We start from the raw sequence: 20,365 nt of genomic DNA on the forward strand, positions 1-20,365 counted from the left end.
AATAAATAAAAAAATATAAAAGCACAGGGAAGTTATTCTTTGTGCTTTTTTGATCAGAACATGCAAAAGAATTTTTTAATCATTGCGGGAATCTTCCTGTTTTTGGAAGTTTATATTTATCAGGCTATCAGAACACTCACTGATAATTCATGGATAAGAATCGGATATTGGGTACTCTCTCTAGCCGTGTATGGAATTTTCGCTTACGAAGTCACTCACTTCCAAAAATCAGACAGAAGTACGGTAAGAGCTCAGATCATGATCTCTTTATTTTTGATATTCATCCTTCCTAAAATCTTCGTAGTTCTGTTTCTATTAATTGATGATATCATCAGAACCGGAGGATACCTGATCGGCTTTACCCAGTCTACGGAAAATTTCTTCCCGGAAAGAAGGAAATTCCTGAGTATTGTAGGCCTGGGAATGGGAGGTGTTCTTTCCGCTCTTTTCATAGATGGGATTACTTTTGGCAAATACCGTCACACCGTAAGAAGGGTAAGAGTAAAATTCAACAATCTTCCGAAAAGTTTCAAAGGATACAAAATCATTCAGATTTCAGATGTTCACAGCGGAAGTTTCTCCGATCCTGGTAAATTGCAGCATGCGATTGACCTGATCAACGAGCAGAAACCTGATCTGGTATTATTTACCGGAGATATGGTGAACAACGTTGCTGATGAGTTCAAACCTTTCATTCCTTTATTTTCAAAAATCCAGGCTAAAGATGGCAAGTTTGCGGTATTAGGAAACCACGATTACGGAGATTACGTAACCTGGGCATCACCAGCAGCTAAAAAAGAAAATCTTGATACTTTGATCGGTTATGAAAAACAGGCTGGTTTTGATATGCTGAGAAACGAACACAGAGTTATCGAAAGAAACGGAGAAAAGTTATATATTCTTGGCGTTGAGAACTGGGGATTAAAACCATTCCCTCAATTCGGAAAAATAGACGATGCCTTACAAGGAGTACCGGAATCCGTCACAAAGATCTTAATGAGCCATGACCCCACCCACTTTGATTATGTGGTAAAAAAGCACCCTGCAAACATCCACCTGACCCTTTCAGGACATACGCATGGGATGCAGTTTGGATTAGATCTTAAAAATGTAAAATGGTCACCGGTTCAATACCGATACCCAAAATGGGCCGATTTATATGAAAGCGAAGGGAAACTATTATATGTAAACAGAGGATTTGGCGTATTGGGATATCCGGGAAGAGTGGGTGTATTGCCGGAGATTACACTTTTTGAACTGAGCTAGAAGTGCGGGGTTCGGGATGCTAGTTATTAGTTGCTGGTTGTTTGGTTGCGAGTTAATTTTGTTTTGGGTTTTAAGTTGTTGGTTTCTTTTTGTTACTAATTTTTTGTTGCTGGCTACACACAACCTTAAACTTTAAACTTTGAACCTTAAACTTTGAACCTTGAATTCTCCCTAATCCCTGCAACCTACCACCTAAAAAATATAATCTTTCATACGGGAAGTAGCCATTTCCCGGTCATTAAGAAAAGTAAGGAGGGCATCTAATTTGTCCTCCATTTTTTTTCCCGAAAATAAGCTTCGGTAAAAAGGAATATCAAAACGGTGTTTCTTAAAGTCTGTAAACTGCCATGTGTTCAGATAAATAAGAACAAATTCCTCATTCTGCAATGTTTCCAGAACCATATTCTGATAATACTTCATCGGCAGGATCTGAAACACAAAATCATTATAGGGCAATTGGCTGTAAGGAGAGATGCTTTCAGGAACAATACTCAGCCCGTCCTCTTCTGTAATTTCTGTATCTCTTTTAAGCCTTTTGAAAGGAAAAAGAATATTGGCATTATCAATGTTCGAGACATAATTAAATTCCATCAGCTTCAAAATTTCCTGAGAAACTTTTACATCTTTCTGACGGATTCCCCTGATTTGTTTTTCCAGCAGATCCTGAATATTCTTTTTGGCATTTTCAATTTCTTCAGGATTTGAGTCTTTATTATAAAAAGCAATTTCATGCCCTTTGGATGAAATTGCTTTTATTAAATTTTGAAGTTTTCCGACAAGAGAAACCTCTACGAAAAAACTTGATTTGATATCATGAATATCTAAAATCCTAAGAATTGCTCTGGTATTATTTTCTATAATTTTCAATCGTTCATCATCAGTAATTTGAGAGCCATTTTTTACTTCAGCTTCAATACAAGTGATGTTAAAAGTTAATAATACCATTTAAATTAAAATTTATATAAATTCTATAAAATATTAAAAATCAGACGTTAAAACAATTATTAATTAAAGTATTACTTTATATTATTAATCCTTGCTTAATTTTACTTTCAGATTCTTGATCATGTCCTTTGTCATTTCAGAAATTCCGAAATCATAAGTCAGTCCCCAGTCTTTTTTAGCTACAGAATCATCAATAGAAGCCGGCCATGAATCAGCAATTGCCTGTCTGAAATCCGGGTTATAGTCGATAGCAAAATCCGGAATTTCTTTCTTGATTTCTGCCGCCAGTTCTTTCGGAGTAAATGACATTCCACCCAAATTATAGGAAGAACGAACAGATAAACTTTCTTTAGGAGCGTCCATTAATTTCAAGGTTGCATTGATGGCATCATCCATATACAACATCGGCATTCCTGTATCTTCGGAAATGAAGCTTGTATATTTTCCATCTTCAATTGCCTTATAGAAAATCTCAACAGCATAGTCAGTAGTTCCACCACCTGCCGGAGTTTTCCATGAGATCAATCCGGGATATCTGATACTTCTTACATCTACACCATATTTATCGAAATAGTATTCACACCACTTCTCCCCTGCCATTTTTGAGATCCCGTAAACAGTTGTTGGGTTCAACACTACATCCTGTCCTACATCATGCTTTGGAATTCCTTTTCCAAATACAGCAATAGAACTTGGCCAGAAGATCTTTTTAAGAAGCCCTTCTTTCGCCATTTCACAAAAATGAAGCAGTGGCTCAAGATTCAGTTTCCATGCAAAAATAGGCTGCTTTTCCGAAGTCCCGGATAAAAGCGATGCCAAGTGATACACTGTAGTAATCTCGTAATCATGAATCACCTGTCTTACCAATTGTGTATTGGTAACATCCATTCTTTCATAGTGTCCGGCAGAAGTAATTCCTTCCTGCCATCTGTCCAATCCTGAAGCAACAACGTTCTCCGCTCCGTGGATTTCAACAAGTCTGTTCGTAAGTTCGGTACCAATTTGTCCCAAGGCACCTGTAATCAGTATTCTTTCCGTATAGGATTCCATTTTTCAGATTTTTTTAGAATTGTACAAAAGTAAAAAAAACATGCCAACCATAATAAAAAAGGTGTATTTAAAAACACTCCTCTAATAATGAATACGGATATACTCAATTCAAACAGGTAAAATTCTCCTTAAACAATAGAAAATATCAAATGCATTGATCATACCTCATGATTAACTTAAAATTCAATAATTTTGTTTCAAAGAAAAAACAATCATATGAAGAAGATTTTAATTGCTTCGATTTTGCTGGCCAGTCCGCTTAGCTGGGCTCAGTTTACCAATTTCAATATCATCAAGGAAGCACAGGTAAAAAATAAAGGTGTTGTAGTATCTGCACATCCATTAGCCAGTGAAGCTGGAGCCAAAATCTTAAAGATGGGTGGAAATGCCTATGACGCTGTTACAGCCACACAATATGCCCTTGCTGTGGTGTATCCTCAGGCCGGAAACATTGGTGGTGGCGGATTCTTGGTAGGTGTAAAAAATAACGGGGAAAAATTTACATTGGACTACAGAGAAACTGCTCCGAAAAAGGCTTCCAGGGACATGTACATTGATAAAAAAGGAAAAGCAGATACAGATCTTTCCCAAAACGGAAGACTGGCAGTGGGTATTCCTGGAAGTGTGGCAGGTTTTTTTGCTACCCTGAAATACTGCAAACTACCTATGGAAAAGATTATTCAGCCCGCCATTGATCTTGCAGAAAAAGGATTTGCTATTACGGATAAGGAAGCAGAAATGCTGAATAACCAGAGAGAGAAATTCCAGAAACACAATAAATCTTCTATCATTTTTGTAAAAGATACTCCATGGAAAGCCGGAGATCTGCTGATCCAAAAAGACCTGGCCGAAACCTTGAAATTGATTCAGAAATTGGGAGCAAAAGGCTTTTATGAAGGAAAGACTGCTGATCTTTTGGTGGCTGAAATGAAAAGAGGTAACGGAATCATCACGCTGGAAGATCTTAAGAACTATAAGGTTGCGGAAAGAAAAGCCCTTGAATTTGAATACAAAGGAAACAATGTGGTAACCATGCCCCTGCCATCAAGCGGTGGAGTTCTTCTGGCTCAGATGCTAAGAATGGCAAGTTTTGAAAACCTCGAAAAATATCAGCAAAACTCTACAAAAGCTGTCCAGATCATGACTGAAGCGGAAAGAAGAGCCTTTGCAGACAGAGCAGAATATATGGGTGACCCGGATTTTATCCAGGATAAAACTTCTTACCTGATCTCTGATGACTATCTGAAAGGAAGATGGAAGAGTTTTAGTTTTGATAAAGCTACACCAAGTGCAGAAGTTGGCAAAATCATAGCACAGCCTCAGGAATCTATGCAGACTACTCATATTTCCGTATTGGATAAGGATGGAAATGCTGCTTCTGTAACAACAACTCTTAATGGTTACTATGGAAGCAAAGTTTTAGTTTCGGGAGCCGGATTCTTTTTAAATAACGAAATGGACGATTTTTCTATCAAACCCGGTGTACCGAACATGTTCGGGGCAGTGGGCGGAGAAGCCAATTCTATCCAACCTAACAAGAGAATGCTCTCTTCCATGACTCCAACTATTCTCCTTAAAAACGGGAAACCTTATATGGTGGTAGGAACTCCTGGAGGAACCACAATCCCTACTTCAGTATATCAGTCTATTGTGAATGTTGTGGATTTTAAACTGAATGCCAATATGTCTGTGAATACACCAAAATTTCATCACCAGTGGCTTCCGGAAACCATTACAGTAGAAAACAACTTTCCTGAAAGCACAATTTCTGAACTGAAAAGCAAGAATTACATCATTGAAAAGACGAAATATATCGGAAAAACAGAAATGATTGTTCTTGATGAAAACGGAAGCATCCATGCAGTAGCAGACGGCCGCGGAGATGACTCTGTTGCAGTGGAATAATATCCTATACCTATATTATAATACAGCTCCGGCTTCATTCTAAAAGGCTTTTGCCTTTTTACGAATGAAGCCGGAGTTTTTTATTCATCAACCCACTGCCCCAGATCTTTCCAATGACTTTTGTCATGTTTTCAGATAAATTTTCTTAATTTTCGCCCTTAAAAAAACAAAACGACTGTTCTTTGAAAGCAAAAAAAATACACAATCAGCTTTATTTCCAAGTGATTATAGCCATTGTTGCCGGTATTCTTCTTGGAAAATTTTATCCTGAATTAGGAGAGAAAATGAAACCTCTTGGAGATGGGTTCATCAAATTAGTCAAAATGATTATTGCTCCGGTAATTTTTATTACCCTTACTTTAGGAATCGCCCATATGACCGATTTGAAAAAGGTAGGCAGAATTGCTATTAAAGCAATGATCTATTTTTTCACATTTTCAACTCTTGCACTTATCATTGGATTACTGATAGGAAATATCTTACAGCCGGGTCATGGTTTAAATATAGATCCTTCTACTCTTTCGGGTGATGTTTCACAATACCAGGCAAAAGCTCATGAATCAACACTTACGGGTTTCATTATGAATATTATTCCTGAGACTTTATTCAGTCCTTTGGTGGGTGATAATATTCTTCAGGTTCTGCTGGTTGCTATTTTAATGGGAGTAGCTTTGGTTTTAACAAAAGAAAAAAGTCAGAAAGTAACTGATTTTTTACAGGATCTGTCAACTCCGGTATTTAAAATCGTTCATATGCTTATGAAACTGGCCCCGATAGGAGCTTTTGGAGCAATGGCATTTACTATTGGAAAGTATGGGCTTCATTCTGTACTGAATCTTATATTTCTGGTAGGTACCTTCTATATTACCTCTATACTATTTGTTGTTTTGGTATTAGGAGCTGTGGCATGGTATAACGGATTTAATATTTTTAAACTTCTTTTTTATCTTAAAGAAGAACTTCTTCTTGTTTTGGGAACCAGCTCATCAGAATCTGCTCTTCCAGGAATCATGGAAAAGCTTGAAAAAGCTGGCTGCTCCAGGGCTATTGTAGGTCTTGTAGTACCTACAGGATATTCCTTCAATCTTGACGGGACCAATATCTATATGACACTGGCCTCTCTGTTTATCGCACAGGCATTAAACATTCATCTTCCCATCGAAAAACAGCTTATGCTTCTTCTGGTAGCAATGTTGAGTTCAAAAGGTGCAGCTGGTGTTACCGGTGCAGGATTTGTAACACTGGCAGCAACTCTGGCAGTAGTTCCGGAGATTCCAATTGCCGGAATGACATTAATCCTCGGAATAGATAAATTTATGAGTGAATGCAGAGCCCTGACGAATGTAATTGGGAATTCTGTAGCTACTGTAGTGGTTGCCAACTGGGAAAAGCAGCTTGATAAAAAACAGCTTCAATATTGTCTGGATCATCCTGCTGATGTTGAGAAAAAGCTGGAAGTATAAGCAGGTAACAGATCGTAGGTTGCAGGGATTAGGAGGTATTCTATGAAATTTCAGTGGAAGTTTATTAAGGTCAATAGTCAATTTTGCTTCACAAGTGAATGGTGAATTACTTAATGCGTTTAAGATATTTATCTCTATTTAGTCAATAACAAAAGAAACCCGCAACTCGTAACCAAAACAACCAGCAACCAAATAAACCAGCAACTTGTAACCCGACCCCTCAAAACAAAATTAACTCGCAACCAAACAACCAGCAACTCGTAAACTCGAAACCCGTACCCTAGAATCTAAACCAAAATACTCAAACTCGCTGGCTGTACTTTCACATGAACCGGTGATTTGATCTTATTGAATTCACCGTCCAGGTGCCAGTTTTTGGTATTGACTTTAAATGATATTTCGGAAACCGGAAGATAAGTGACATATTCATCATCTTTCAGTCTTTTGGTGAACATTCTGAAAGCAAACAGCGCAGAATAGGTCAGAGGAAATTTTTTCACCAAAACCATATCCACCAGGCCATCACTTTTGCTTGCTTTCGGAGCAATGTAAGCGTTGTTGCCAAACTGACGGGTATTGGCAATATTCATCATCAGATAACGCCCATTGTACTGTTGGTATTCTTCATCAAAAAACTTTACTTTGATGGGTTTGTAGTTGAAGAAGGTTTTCAGGGAAACTTTGATATAGTTTTTGAATCCACGGCTTGTTTTTTCAAATTCCTTAACAACTTTACCGTCAAATCCTGTTCCTGAAACATTGATAGACAACCTGTCGTTCACCGTAAAAGTATCAATCTTTCGGGAATTTTTGATTTTTATTTTTTCTAAAAGCTCATCCAGATTTTTACTGAACTGGGTTTCATTAGAAAATCCGTTTCCTGAACCCGCCGGAAAAATAGCCAGAATTTTTTCTGTATTAATCAGATTTTTGGCTACTGTAGAAATGGTTCCATCCCCTCCAATGGCCACAAAAATATCCACTTCTTCAAAATGGGCCTGGATAAACTCATCTGTTCCGGGAATAGATTCTGATACATAATACAACGGGTTGTTTACCTTTGTTTTAAGTTCGTTCAAAAACGGCTGATAGTTTTTTTTGGCCGAAAAAGGGTTGATAATAAAAGCTACTTTTTCCATTAACGCAAAATTAAAAAATGCTTCCTGATCTGGAAGCATTAATTTACTTAATTTTCATTCTTTCTTTAAATTCAGCATTTAAGGTCCCTTTAAGATCTTCCCATGAAACTGGAATTGTGATATCTCCTGCTGCAAAAGCGGCAATTTCATAAGGACTATAATGGAAATACAGGTTTTTATCATCAAAATAGAAGTTATCAGATGCTGGAATTTTCTCAACTAACAGCATTTCCGAGTTTTTCACTTCTCCGTCACCATCCATTGTTCCACTGTTAATTTTATCGATATTTTTCATCAGAATTGCTTCAATTTTATTTTTAGGCATTGAAGTAATATCTTTCAGTTCTAATTTTTTACTGTTTTTAAGATCAAAAACTCTTTCTGAAAAACCATAATTGTCATGGGCTCCCCCTTCATATCCGCTTCCTAAATACTGAATATGCATATAATTGTTTGTATTGGAAATCAAATTCATATGTGAGCTTGAATACCAATTCTGGGCATAAGTAACATCTGAAACCCAATCTTTATTATCATTTTTTATAGAATTGAAATAATCATTCTTTTCTTTATCAAGATAAGCCTGAAGCCCTGCTTTGGAAAAGTCTTTGATTTTTTCATTCTGGAAATAGATGCTGTCTAATAGCTTTTTATCTTTTAATGAAGGAAAAACCAACAGTTTTGAAGTATAACTCACTTTTAAAGAATCTGTAATCTTTGTAGAATCATTCACTTTCACAGAGTCTACCACAAATCCTTCAGCGGTTTTATTTTCTGTTTTTTCTGCCGGCCCTGTCTTTTCATTTTTTTTACAGGCCGTCACTGCAAGGAAAGAAGATAATGCTATAACAGCAATTGTGTTTTTCATAATTCTGATTTTTGATATCAAATACAAAAACCATTCAAAAGATGAATGGTTTTTGAAAAAACTTTATTTTTTTGTAAGTTTTGCTTAAAAACTCTTAAATATTACTTCTTAACAAGGCTTATTACCTGATTTTCAAACTTAGAAGCTACTCCCCAGATTTGTTTAAATGCAGGGTAATATTCTTTCGGATAATCTGAACTGCTGACTTTTGTTGTGGTAGTTACTTCCAGTTTATTTCCTTTTTGTTCTACAGAATAGGTATACGCTATTTCTTTATCTTCTGTAACGATTCTTTTTTCTTTAGGCATTTCCTCAATTACATATCCTTCAGGAATTTCGAGAATAACTTTTTTCACTTTGGTGATAGGCGATCCAAAATCAATGGGATATTGTCTTACTTCCGTCTGATCAAATTCATTGGAATTTTTATTTAAAAACAACATTGGATTGATGATCATTTTCTTTCCTACTCTATCAATAAGGTTCATTGAAGAGAATTTCATACTGCTTTCAAAATCTCCATTTTCCAAAACTTTTGAATCAATATCCGTAAAGTCCATAGAAAAGTTTTCTTTATATTGCTTTTTATATTTTTCTGCGTTATCATCATAGCTGTCTTTCACATACATCGCATAGGCACCCGTATCTCTGTCTGAATAAGTTCCGGAAATACTCCCGTCATCATTGATCTTACCATTCACGGTAAGGAAAGTGTTGCTGGATTTTATATTCGCCATTTGAATCTGCAGAGTCTTTTCCTTAGTGACCAAAATTCCATATTGATTCCAGTTTTTAAGAGGTATTTCATCCAGAGAAGATTGTTTTGAGGTAGCATCATAAATATGCAGCTGGTTATCAATATTAATTGAAGCCAATACAAAATTCATGTTGGAAATATTGGGCGACACCAAATTAATCAATCCATTTTCCACGGTAGAAATTACCAACGGATCAGCTTTAAGGCCCGCCTCGCGAAGCATCATTACCAGAAAAAGGTTGATTTCTGCTGCATTCCCTACTTTGGTTTCCAACAATTTTTTGATACCATCTTCTGTATAAATCCCTTTATCTTTATTCCAGGTAAAAGTCTTCTGGACGTAAGAAAAAATAGCATTTGCCTTTTCGAGATCGGTTTTCATTTCTGAAACTCCTGCCGGCATGTTTTCTTTTGCCAGTTTTGTTCGCTTCAGCTCTCCTCCAAAATCATCGCTTTCATAAAGTCTTTTCCCAATCTGATCCCATGATGATGAATAGAGTTTAAGCTCACCAAAATTAGTAGAGTTCAACTCTGCACTGATTTTCGTCCTGAAGTTTCTGTCATTTCTTACAAACTTTTCAGTTTTAAAGCCTTTTAGGTTTTCATAAGCAAATCTGAAGGTTTTATACTGGGCACCATACAGGTTCCTTTCCTCCATTTCCCTGTATTTAGGTGAAATCCCTCCGGTATAGTTTACATTATATGACATATTAATAGGTGTATCAAAAACATATTCTGTGTTCAGTGAAGGAGTGTCAGATTCTATCAATACCTCTGGAATCATAAATCGGAACGGAGAAATAATTTCATACTGATATTCTAAAACTGATCCATTTTTCACACTTGGAAAAGCAAATTTTGTCAGAGTAACATATTTATTCTCCTTACTTCTATATTGTGAACTTTTTTCCACTTTCACCGGAACTGTGTTTCCGTTTTCAAGATTGTATGTAAAAGCCTTGAATTTACCCAGTGATTCTCTGTTCGTTCCAACATTATAAATAGGGATTTCAAGATTCAGCCAGTCTTCAGCCTTATCTTTATCATAAATCTTAACTCTGTAATAATATCTTTTGTGCAGATTCCCTGTATTTGCATCCACCATAAAGTAAGCAGATTTATACAGAATTTCTGCAGGAGCATTTTCATCCAGTAAAGATTTTGGCTTAGACAAATCTGCATCATTAAATTTCGGAGGATTCAGAAATTCGTATTTTTTCTGAGCATTAATCATTATGGTATTGGCAGAGCAAAGGACCAATACTATTAGTTTTTTCATGGTTATATTTTTGTTATTAAAATTTTTGAATTATCCATGTTCAGAATTTTCTTTCTGAAACTGATGTAATCATTGTATTTTTCTTTTGGGTACAGACCTTTATTGATCTGCATTTTTCTTGTCACTTTTATCTGATTATCACTTTTAACAAAGCTTAGCTTGTAGGACCCGAATTCAGAAGTGATGTTTGAATTATCCGGAGTTTCATCAACTTTATAGCCCATAGGAAGAATAAAAGCAATTTCATATTCATCTTCAAAGGACATATTGACTTCAAAAGGAAGTTCACGGTTCTCGTCTGTTTTATAAATAACATCAGAAAAAATGGGTACAGATCTGAATAAAAGGCTGTTTCCTGCTTTTTTAGAGAAATTATTCGTTTTAAAATCAAGATCATAGGTAATAACAGCATTATCTCTGTTGTTGTTAAAGTTTTTCATTTCCACTTTTTCAAAGTTCAAAATGTCAAAGTTGGCTTTTACCGCATCATTTTTCTCTTTTGGATTTAGATTTGCGAACCTTAAATTATAATCATACTGATTTCCTGTGTAGTAAAAGTTCCCTGTTCCGGTAATACTGTTATCCTCGTTAAGATTAACTCTCAATACCTGCTTCTCTTTGTTCTGCTCGGCTTTATACACCGGCGTATTGATAAGTTCGATTCCTTTTGGGGTCACGGCCAGCGCATTTCTATCAGTTGTACTGTAGCTTAAATGGTTAAAAGCGATCTGCTGAGAAGTATTTTCAAGCCAGATATTTCCTTTTTCAGTCGGAACCATCAGAATAACATGGTTTCCACCCATAGAAGGAAATTCAGGATCAAAGGAAACCTGTGAACGGCCCGAGGTAATGATACAATAATTGGAAGGAATTCCTGCCTCATTCAGAAGGACTTTCATATAATTTGTAAGTCCCTTACAGTCTCCATAACCTTTTTTCTGAACCTCATCCGGCATCATAGGCTGCCAGCCACCTATTCCTAATGCCACAGCAATATAACGGCTTTTGTTCTGCATGTACTGATAAATTTTTTTCACCTTATCTTCTACAGATCCCTGCAGTTGTAAAGAGGCCACTTCAGCCTTGATAGCAGGGGTAGAAGCTGAAACAGGTACCAGAAGATCATTATAAATCCAGGTTCCGAAATCTGTCCAGTTATTCAAAGTTCCCTGCTTTCCTGCCAAACTGAATTTTGCCAGGGCAAAGTTTACTGCAGGTAATATTTTAATGGGCTGCGGAATCATAAAAGCATCATCTATAGCAGGTACGTTTTTATATGAATAAGTTTTATCATTTACGCTGCCACTTTCTATAACAGAAGCATAGTTGTATTTTGACGGATAGATCTTAGTACGAAGCTCAATTCCTGAAGTATTAATGATTTTAAACTGTGCTTCTTCCAGTGATGTTTTGATAGAAGTAAATGGCATAAAGTCTGGGATGAAAACTGTATTTTCATCGTCAGTCTCATAAGAAAAGTCAACGGTATAAGGATATTGAGCCGGTGTATAAGAATATACTAAAACTCTGTTATCTGAATAAAAAATTCCCTGAGGGTTATTTGCTATATCCTGAAAATCAGACTTTGAAACACTTTTAATCTTTTTTCCGGCTTCATCGTAAATAGTCACTTTTACATTTGAAATACGCCTTGCCTTATCATAAGGAATATAGGCTGCGGCCTGATCATTACCGTCTTTGTTTAGAACTGTAGTAACCGTATTATACTGGTATTTTATCTGATCAACTTTATTTATCTGAGCCGTTGTAAAATCTTTTCGTATAACAACATTTGCATTTTTCTTTAAATTCTCAGGAATTGCAGAAGCAGGATAGCTTTGTGCAAAATATAATGAGGCTACAGAGAAGGCCCCTAGAACTAATATTTTCATCATAGTTATTAAAATTAAGCAAAAATAAGAAAATCTTAATAACTGTTAAAAAAAATATAAAAGGCTTCAACATTGTGAAGCCTTAAACCTAATACTTAAAAAGTACTTTTTTAGATGTACTTATAAGGATATGAACACATTATCAACTTTTCATTTTTAAATTCTGAAAAGTTAAAACAGAATATTTATACTTATTCTAGATATTTATTCTGTGCATGAAGTGGTAAACTTCATATTGTCTGCGTTTCAAATTTAAAATAAATTATGATTTATATAATTCAAAAGCTGTAGAATTAATAACAAACAGAAGTACAATTAATTCTACAACATAAAGAACTGTTCATAAAAAAAGACCTCATCTCTGAAGTCTTTTATTTTTTTAATTTTGTTTTTAATCATTTGGGATCAACTTACTATCATACTGATCACTTCCAAGTGCCAATACAGGAATAAAGATAAATCCCAAAAAGAGAATCAGAATGGTATACAGAGGAGTCTCTTTGGAGAAACCTTTGGCTAGTCTGTCATATACAACCCAGCACGCATAGATATTTACCAATGGAATACAGAAAAGAATGATCCACCATATGGGTTTCTTCACGATTTCCAGCAACACTATTAAATTATAAATTGGGATAAAAGCAGCCCAGGCATCTTGTCTTCCTGCTTTCTTAAAGATTTTGTACATGCAATATCCATAGAAAATATAGCATAGTAAACTGATGAACATTGTTCCGATCCCTAATCCTGCAGCGGCTGCACCAGATACTGCATCTGTCCCATTATAAGGGTCTGTTTGTAAAAGAGTTAGCATATTATTGTTTTTTTGGTTTATCCAAATATAAAAAAAGCTTCTAAATAATTAGAAGCTTTTTTTATTATATTTTAAAAAACGTTATGCATCAATTTTTGCATATTTCGCATTTTTCTCGATAAATTCTCTTCTCGGTGGAACTTCATCTCCCATTAACATTGAGAAAACACTGTCTGCTTCCACTGCATTATCAATGGTTACCTGCTTCAGAATTCTGTGTTCAGGATTCAGGGTTGTTTCCCAAAGCTGTTCAGGGTTCATTTCCCCAAGACCTTTGTAACGTTGCACTTCTACTCCTTTCCCATCCGGAGACATCTCTAATGTAAACTCTTCACGTTCTTTTTCATTGTACGCATACACTTTTTTATTACCTCTCTTTAAAAGGTATAAAGGCGGCTGAGCAATATAGATATACCCGTTCTCAATAAGTTCCTTCATATATCTGAAGAAGAAGGTAAGAATAAGTGTAGAAATGTGAGATCCATCAATATCGGCATCGGTCATAATCACGATCTTATGATATCTTAGCTTAGCCATGTTCAATGCTTTGCTATCTTCTTCCGTACCTACAGAAACTCCAAGAGCGGTATAGATGTTTCTGATTTCCTCGTTGTCATATACTTTATGAAGCATAGATTTCTCTACGTTCAAAATCTTACCTCTCAGAGGAAGAATAGCCTGGAAGTGTCTGTCTCTTCCCTGTTTAGCCGTTCCACCTGCGGAATCTCCCTCTACAAGGAAAAGTTCAGATTCAGCCGGGTCTTTGGATGAACAGTCAGAAAGTTTCCCGGGAAGACCAGAACCTCCCATTGGAGATTTTCTCTGAACCATTTCACGGGCTTTTTTCGCAGCTTGTCTTGCCTTGGCAGCTAAAACAACTTTTTGAACGATTATCTTCGCTTCATTAGGGTTCTCTTCCAGGAAGTTCGTAAGCATTTCCCCTACAATCTTATCAACAGCACCAGAAACTTCAGAGTTTCCTAATTTTGTTTTGGTCTGCCCTTCAAACTGAGGTTCCATTACTTTTACAGAAATTACTGCTGTTAATCCTTCACGGAAGTCATCACCCGTAATTTCTACTTTTTCTTTTGCCGGAAGCCCCAATTCATCTGCATATTTCTTTAAAGTTCTTGTTAAAGCTCTTCTGAAACCTGCAAGGTGAGTACCTCCTTCGTGGGTATTAATATTGTTAACATAAGAGTGAAGATTTTCGTTGAATGACGTATTATAACGCATCGCCACTTCAACAGGAATATCATCTCTTTCACCTTCCATGAAAATCACGTGCTCCATGATAGATTCACGGCTACCATCGATATAAGCAACAAATTCTTTCAATCCTCCTTCAGAATGAAAAATTTCTGAGCGGAAAGAACCGTCTTCCAATTGTTCTCTTTCATCAGTAAGCGTAATCGTAATTCCTTTATTAAGGTAAGAAAGTTCTCTTAAACGGCTTGCTAATGTATCATAGTTGTAAATCAGTTCCGTAAAAATGGTATCATCCGGCTGGAAAAACTGCTTTGTCCCTCTTTTCTCACTATGTCCGATCTCTTCAACCTGAGTCTGTGCTTTTCCTTTAGAATAAATCTGTTGATAAACATTTCCGTCTCTGTAAACAGTAGTTACCATTTCGTTGGAAAGTGCATTCACACATGATACCCCAACTCCGTGAAGACCTCCTGAAACTTTGTAAGAGTCTTTATCAAACTTACCACCGGCTCCAATTTTTGTCATTACAACTTCAAGGGCTGATTTCTGCTCTTTTTCGTGGAAATCAACCGGGATACCTCTACCATTATCACTTACTTCAATTCCGTTTCCTTCCTTGATGCTAACGAAGATCGTGTCGCAGTATCCTGCCAATGCCTCGTCAATAGAGTTATCTACTACTTCATAAACCAAATGGTGAAGACCTCTTGTTCCTACGTCACCAATGTACATTGAAGGACGCATACGAACGTGCTCCATTCCTTCCAATGCCTGAATACTACTAGCTGTATATTGTTTTTGACTCATATTAAATATTAAAAATCTTGCTATATGCAAAGACTTACAAATATCGTGATTTTTTTCGAGGTATGAAAGTTAAAAAGTGTCAAAAAAATGTAGAGTTTTCTTATTGAAAACATAAGGAATAGGATACCAGGTCAAAGAATCAAAATTAAAATCTATTGATGAAATATCAACTGTCGTAAATCATATTCAACATCAATAATTTATGCGTAAATTTATTTACTGAAAAGTTGATATTATGGATGATTTTATAGCAGCACGCGCTCAGATGGCACTCTCTCTGGGCTTTCATATCATATTCTCCTGTGTGGGTATGGTGATGCCTTTTCTGATGGCTTTTGCCCATTGGAAATACCTAAAGACCAATAATGAAGTATATAAAGGATTAACAAAAGCATGGAGCAAAGGGGTAGCTATCCTTTTTGCTACAGGAGCCGTTTCAGGAACAATGCTTTCTTTTGAACTGGGGCTTTTATGGCCCGGTTTTATGAAACATGCCGGTCCTATTTTCGGAATGCCGTTTTCACTTGAAGGAACAGCCTTTTTCATTGAGGCTATTGCCATCGGATTTTTTTTATATGGCTGGGAAAGATTCAACAAATGGTTTCACTGGTTTTGTGGATTTCTGGTTGGGGTAAGCGGACTGGCTTCCGGAATTCTTGTAGTAGCTGCCAACTCATGGATGAATTCTCCAACAGGTTTTGATTATATCAATGGACAGTATATTAATATAGATCCGATCAAAGCGATGTTCAATGATGCGTGGTTCCCCCAGGCTCTTCACATGACGGTTGCTGCATTTTGTGCGACAGGATTTGCAGTAGCCGGAGTTCATGCCTTTATGATCATGCGGAAAAGAAATATTGAATTTCATACCAAAGCGTTTAGAATTGCGGTAGGTTTTGCCCTTATCGGAGCATTCGGAGCACCTTTAAGCGGTGATATTGCGGCAAAATCAGTAGCAGAACGACAGCCTATTAAACTGGCGGCTATGGAAGCTCATTTTGAAACTGAAAAAGGGGCTTCTTTTATTGTCGGAGGAATTCCTGATGAAGAAAAAGAAGAAGTGAAATATGCTGTGAAAATTCCAAAGGTTTTAAGTTTTCTGGTGAGTAATGATTTCAATGCTGAAGTAAAGGGTCTTAAAGATTTCCCAAGAGATGAATGGCCACCGGTTGCAGTTGTTCACTATGCCTTTCAGATTATGATCTTTTTCGGGGTGGTAATGATTGGTATTGGAATCGTTTATTTATATTCTTTTTTCTTCAGAAAAGAATGGCTGAGTAAGCACTGGCTGTTAAAAACCTTCTTAATAGCAACCCCTTTTGGGTATATTGCTCTGGAAGCAGGATGGACAGTAACCGAAGTAGGAAGACAACCATGGATCATTTATGGAGTAATGAGAACTATAGATGCGGTAACCCCCATGCCTGGAATACAGTATTCATTCTATTTCTTTACTGCTATTTTCATATCATTATCATTGATTCTTGTTTTCCTTTTAAAGAGACAGATCCAAATGGTACCGAAACTTTATGATCCTACCGACTCTCAATTTAACGATAAAAACAAAAAATCATGATCTACGTTGTAATAGGTTTTCTCTGGCTTTCTATCTGTCTTTATATTATTTTGGGAGGAGCTGATTTCGGAGCTGGTATTGTGGAACTTTTCACTAATAAAAAAGCCAGACATAAGACCCATGAAATCATGTATGAGTCTATTGCTCCTGTATGGGAAGCCAATCATATGTGGCTGATTATTGCCATTGTAATTCTCTTTGTAGGATTTCCTGAAATTTATACCACCATGTCTACCTATCTTCATATTCCTTTGGTATTGATGCTTGTGGGTATTATTGCAAGAGGAACCGCATTTACCTTCAGACACTATGATGCTGTGAAAGATAACTGGCAGGTTTTATACACCCAGATTTTCTACTATGCAAGTCTGTTAACGCCGTTCTTTTTAGGATTAATAGCTGCTGCAACGGTTTCCCACTCTATCAATCCTGATGCGGTAAGTTTTGTAGATTTATATATTTTTAGCTGGCTGAACTGGTTTGGGGTTTCTGTGGGACTATTCACTGTTGCATTGTGTGCCTATCTTGCTTCTATCTTTTCATTAAGAGAAACCCGTGATAAAGTGGACCTTTTACTGATGATAAGAAAGTCCAAGCAGACAATGATTTTTGTTGTGATTACAGGAATATTAGTGTTTGTGACTGCTTATATTTCAGATATTCCTCTTTTGATGTGGGTATTTTCCAAACCTTTGGGTATTATGGCAATTGCTTTTGCAACCATTGCCCTATTACTTATTTTAAGAGCTCTGAACCGTCAAAAACTACTTCCTGTACGTGCATTGGCAGGATTCCAGATGGTTATGATTTTAGTGGCCGCAACGTATCAGCATAATCCGAATATTATTTTATTAGGAAACGGACAACATCTTTCATTACTGGAACATATGGCCCCCGAAAAAACCATTGCAGCATTGGGATGGGCTTTGATGCTGGGCTCCTTATTTATTCTTCCGTTTTTATTTTATCTGATGGCTTCTTTCAGTAAACTGAGAAAATAGATGAAATATGCAGAACTATAAGGATAAAACAGAGCTCATTGAGGAACTCAAAAAAAGATATCTGCTGTATGATCAGGAATTTGATACTATAAAAGAAGAGGAAAAGGATCTTCTACTACCGGGAATTGACAAAACTCCATCACAAAATATTTCCTATCAATTGGGCTGGACACATCTGCTTTTACAATGGGAATCTGATGAAAGCAAAGGAATTGATGTAAAAACTCCTACGCCTGAGCATAAATGGAATAATCTGAAAGGACTATACCAATCTTTTTATGATCAGTATGACTCTTATAGTTTACAACAGCAGAAAGAACTGCTGCGAAATCAGGTTAATGAAATTATTACATGGATAGAAAGCCTTGATGATAAAGCATTATTCTCTCCCGGACAGAGAAAATGGGCTACAACACCCGCTCAGTGGCCAGTTTGGAAATGGATTCATATTAATACTGTGGCTCCTTTTAAAAACTTCAGAACACAGCTTCGGAAATGGAAAAAAGAAAAAGGTACAGAATAGCTCTGTACCTTTTATATTTATATTTTCTGAGAAATCTTAAGCTAGTTTCATCAAAAGATTTTCGTCAATTTTCTCTACTTTCACAATATTATTCTTTGTCAGAGTTTTGGAAGCTTTATCCCATTTTTTACCGGATAACTGGCTTCTTTCTTTTACTTCAGCTAAAGACATTGCTTCTTCCTGAGAATTAAGAATTTCAAGGATTACCTTTTCATCTTCTCCCAATTCAATCTGTGGAACCGCTTTTTCCGGTCTCATCTGAGGGAAGAATAACACTTCCTGGATAGATGCATTATTCGTCAAGAACATGATTAATCTGTCCATACCGATTCCTAACCCTGAAGTTGGCGGCATACCATATTCCAATGCTCTTAAGAAATCCTGATCGATAAACATTGCTTCGTCATCTCCTCTTTCAGATAAAGTCATCTGTGCTTCAAAACGTTCTCTCTGATCGATAGGATCATTAAGCTCTGAATACGCATTGGCAATTTCTTTACCACACACCATTAATTCAAAACGCTCTGTTAAGCCTTCTTTGCTTCTGTGTTTCTTTGTAAGCGGAGACATTTCGATCGGATAATCTGTAATGAAAGTCGGCTGAATGAAGTTTCCTTCACATTTTTCACCGAAGATCTCATCAATTAATTTTCCTTTACCCATCGTTTCATTCACCTCAATACCGATAGATTTGGCAAAATCATATAATTCTTTCTCAGTTTTTCCTGTGATATCAAACCCTGTATATTTCAGGATCGCTTCCGTCATGGAAACTCTTGGATAAGGAGCTTTCCAATTGATAGTGTGCTCACCGAAAGTAGATTCTGAATTTCCATTTACCTGAGTGGCACAGAATTCCAGTAATTTCTCAGTGAAATCCATCATCCAGTTGTAATCTTTGTACGCTACATAGATTTCCATAGCGGTAAACTCAGGATTATGCGTTCTGTCCATCCCTTCATTTCTGAAGTTTTTAGAGAACTCATATACTCCGTCAAAACCACCTACGATCAATCTTTTCAGATATAATTCGTTGGCAATTCTTAAATATAATGGAATATCCAACGCATTGTGATGCGTAATGAATGGTTTTGCTGCAGCACCACCAGGGATTGACTGTAAGATTGGAGTTTCTACTTCAAAGTATCCTGCATCGTTGAAGAATGTTCTCATGGCATTGAACAATTTTGTTCTCTTCACGAAAATTTCTTTAACCTGAGGGTTTACCGTTAAATCTACATAACGTTGTCTGTATCTTAATTCAGGATCTGTAAAACCATCGTGTACAACACCGTTTTCGTCAGTTTTAGCCTGAGGAAGAGGACGTAAAGCCTTTGTAAGAAGTGTAAAGTTCTTTACTAAAACAGTCATCTCTCCTACCTGCGTTGTAAACAATTCTCCTTCGATACCGATAATATCACCGATATCCAAAAGGTGTTTGTATACTTCATTATATAGTTCTTTATCTTCACCCGGACAGATCTCGTCTCTGTTGAAGTAAACCTGAATTTTTCCTTTAGAATCCTGCAATTCTGCGAAAGAAGCCTTTCCCTGAATTCTGCGGGACATCAATCTACCAGCGATCTTCACCTGTTTACTTTCAGAAAAGTCCTGTTTTATAGATTCTGTAGTATCTGTAATGGTATACTCATCCGCAGGGAACGCATTAATCCCCATTTCAGTAAGCTTATTCAGCTTTTCTCTTCTAATGATTTCTTGTTCTGATAATTGCATTTCTTATTTTTCTAAAAGCGTACAAATTTAGGCATTTTTGAGTTGACCGTCAATTGATTTTTTCAGAAATTTTAAAATGTAAAGGGGAATAGTGTTGAGAGGCGGAAAACGGGGTATTGAGATTCGGGATCCGG

At 36.5% G+C, this 20,365-nt stretch carries 15 protein-coding genes; 6 read left to right on the top strand and 9 right to left on the bottom strand.

Annotated elements, in window-relative coordinates; genetic code table 11:
- Window positions 1-60 precede the first annotated feature (60 nt).
- On the top strand, window positions 61-1,266 hold the full coding sequence (locus SFA27_RS15380; protein WP_407293276.1) for a metallophosphoesterase: 1,206 nt from the start codon (window positions 61-63) through the stop codon (window positions 1,264-1,266).
- A gap of 192 nt (window positions 1,267-1,458) precedes the next feature.
- Here the strand turns inward: SFA27_RS15380 and SFA27_RS15385 are convergent, their stop codons facing one another.
- Both SFA27_RS15385 and SFA27_RS15390 read right to left on the bottom strand, forming a co-directional pair.
- Window positions 1,459-2,211 carry a polysaccharide deacetylase gene (locus SFA27_RS15385; RefSeq protein WP_407293279.1) on the bottom strand — a complete coding sequence of 251 codons (753 nt, stop codon included), beginning with the start codon at window positions 2,209-2,211 and terminating at the stop codon, window positions 1,459-1,461.
- Window positions 2,212-2,295: 84 nt separating this feature from the next.
- Window positions 2,296-3,261, bottom strand: a complete 966-nt coding sequence (locus SFA27_RS15390; protein ID WP_047376869.1) for an NAD-dependent epimerase/dehydratase family protein — start codon at window positions 3,259-3,261, stop codon at window positions 2,296-2,298.
- A gap of 216 nt (window positions 3,262-3,477) precedes the next feature.
- Here SFA27_RS15390 and ggt point away from each other — a divergent pair, with 216 nt between their 5' ends.
- Together ggt and SFA27_RS15400 are read left to right on the top strand one after the other, a co-directional pair.
- A complete protein-coding gene (ggt, locus tag SFA27_RS15395) occupies window positions 3,478-5,166 on the top strand; it encodes a gamma-glutamyltransferase (RefSeq protein ID WP_407293282.1) in 1,689 nt (562 codons plus the stop codon).
- Window positions 5,167-5,348: 182 nt separating this feature from the next.
- Window positions 5,349-6,629, top strand: coding sequence for a dicarboxylate/amino acid:cation symporter (locus SFA27_RS15400; protein WP_047376871.1), 1,281 nt, complete (start codon window positions 5,349-5,351; stop codon window positions 6,627-6,629).
- Between the two features lie 287 nt (window positions 6,630-6,916).
- Here the strand turns inward: SFA27_RS15400 and SFA27_RS15405 are convergent, their stop codons facing one another.
- The 6 genes from SFA27_RS15405 to gyrB form a co-directional block, all read right to left on the bottom strand.
- The gene (locus tag SFA27_RS15405; RefSeq protein WP_407293284.1) at window positions 6,917-7,807 is read right to left on the bottom strand and encodes a diacylglycerol/lipid kinase family protein; all 891 of its coding nucleotides are present in this window, start codon (window positions 7,805-7,807) and stop codon (window positions 6,917-6,919) included.
- Between the two features lie 4 nt (window positions 7,808-7,811).
- A complete protein-coding gene (locus SFA27_RS15410) occupies window positions 7,812-8,636 on the bottom strand; it encodes an RsiV family protein (RefSeq protein ID WP_407293286.1) in 825 nt (274 codons plus the stop codon).
- 101 nt (window positions 8,637-8,737) lie between these two features.
- On the bottom strand, window positions 8,738-10,672 hold the full coding sequence (locus SFA27_RS15415) for a DUF3857 domain-containing protein (RefSeq protein WP_047376873.1): 1,935 nt from the start codon (window positions 10,670-10,672) through the stop codon (window positions 8,738-8,740).
- A gap of 2 nt (window positions 10,673-10,674) precedes the next feature.
- Complete coding sequence (locus tag SFA27_RS15420; protein ID WP_407293288.1) at window positions 10,675-12,567, bottom strand: DUF3857 domain-containing protein; 1,893 nt, start codon at window positions 12,565-12,567, stop codon at window positions 10,675-10,677.
- Window positions 12,568-12,955: 388 nt separating this feature from the next.
- Window positions 12,956-13,378, bottom strand: a complete 423-nt coding sequence (locus tag SFA27_RS15425; RefSeq protein WP_407293290.1) for a DUF5684 domain-containing protein — start codon at window positions 13,376-13,378, stop codon at window positions 12,956-12,958.
- A gap of 81 nt (window positions 13,379-13,459) precedes the next feature.
- Window positions 13,460-15,394 (bottom strand): DNA topoisomerase (ATP-hydrolyzing) subunit B, encoded by a 1,935-nt coding sequence (gene gyrB, locus SFA27_RS15430; protein ID WP_047376877.1) that lies wholly within the window; start codon window positions 15,392-15,394, stop codon window positions 13,460-13,462.
- Between the two features lie 235 nt (window positions 15,395-15,629).
- Here gyrB and SFA27_RS15435 point away from each other — a divergent pair, with 235 nt between their 5' ends.
- The 3 genes from SFA27_RS15435 to SFA27_RS15445 are packed head-to-tail and all read left to right on the top strand — an operon-like array spanning window position 15,630 to window position 18,497.
- Window positions 15,630-16,973, top strand: coding sequence for a cytochrome ubiquinol oxidase subunit I (locus tag SFA27_RS15435; protein ID WP_047376878.1), 1,344 nt, complete (start codon window positions 15,630-15,632; stop codon window positions 16,971-16,973).
- Window positions 16,970-17,974 carry a cytochrome d ubiquinol oxidase subunit II gene (locus SFA27_RS15440; RefSeq protein ID WP_047376879.1) on the top strand — a complete coding sequence of 335 codons (1,005 nt, stop codon included), beginning with the start codon at window positions 16,970-16,972 and terminating at the stop codon, window positions 17,972-17,974. The genes SFA27_RS15435 and SFA27_RS15440 overlap by 4 nt, the downstream gene beginning before the upstream one ends.
- A gap of 7 nt (window positions 17,975-17,981) precedes the next feature.
- A complete protein-coding gene (locus SFA27_RS15445) occupies window positions 17,982-18,497 on the top strand; it encodes a ClbS/DfsB family four-helix bundle protein (protein ID WP_407293293.1) in 516 nt (171 codons plus the stop codon).
- 36 nt (window positions 18,498-18,533) lie between these two features.
- Here the strand turns inward: SFA27_RS15445 and lysS are convergent, their stop codons facing one another.
- Window positions 18,534-20,231: a lysine--tRNA ligase gene (lysS, locus tag SFA27_RS15450; RefSeq protein WP_047376881.1), complete on the bottom strand. Its 1,698-nt coding sequence runs from the start codon at window positions 20,229-20,231 to the stop codon at window positions 18,534-18,536.
- Between the last annotated feature and the right edge of the window lie 134 nt (window positions 20,232-20,365).

Origin of the sequence: Chryseobacterium sp. HR92 (assembly GCF_045689405.1) — a bacterium.
In the GTDB taxonomy this organism is placed as follows: Bacteria; Bacteroidota; Bacteroidia; order Flavobacteriales; family Weeksellaceae; genus Chryseobacterium; species Chryseobacterium viscerum_A.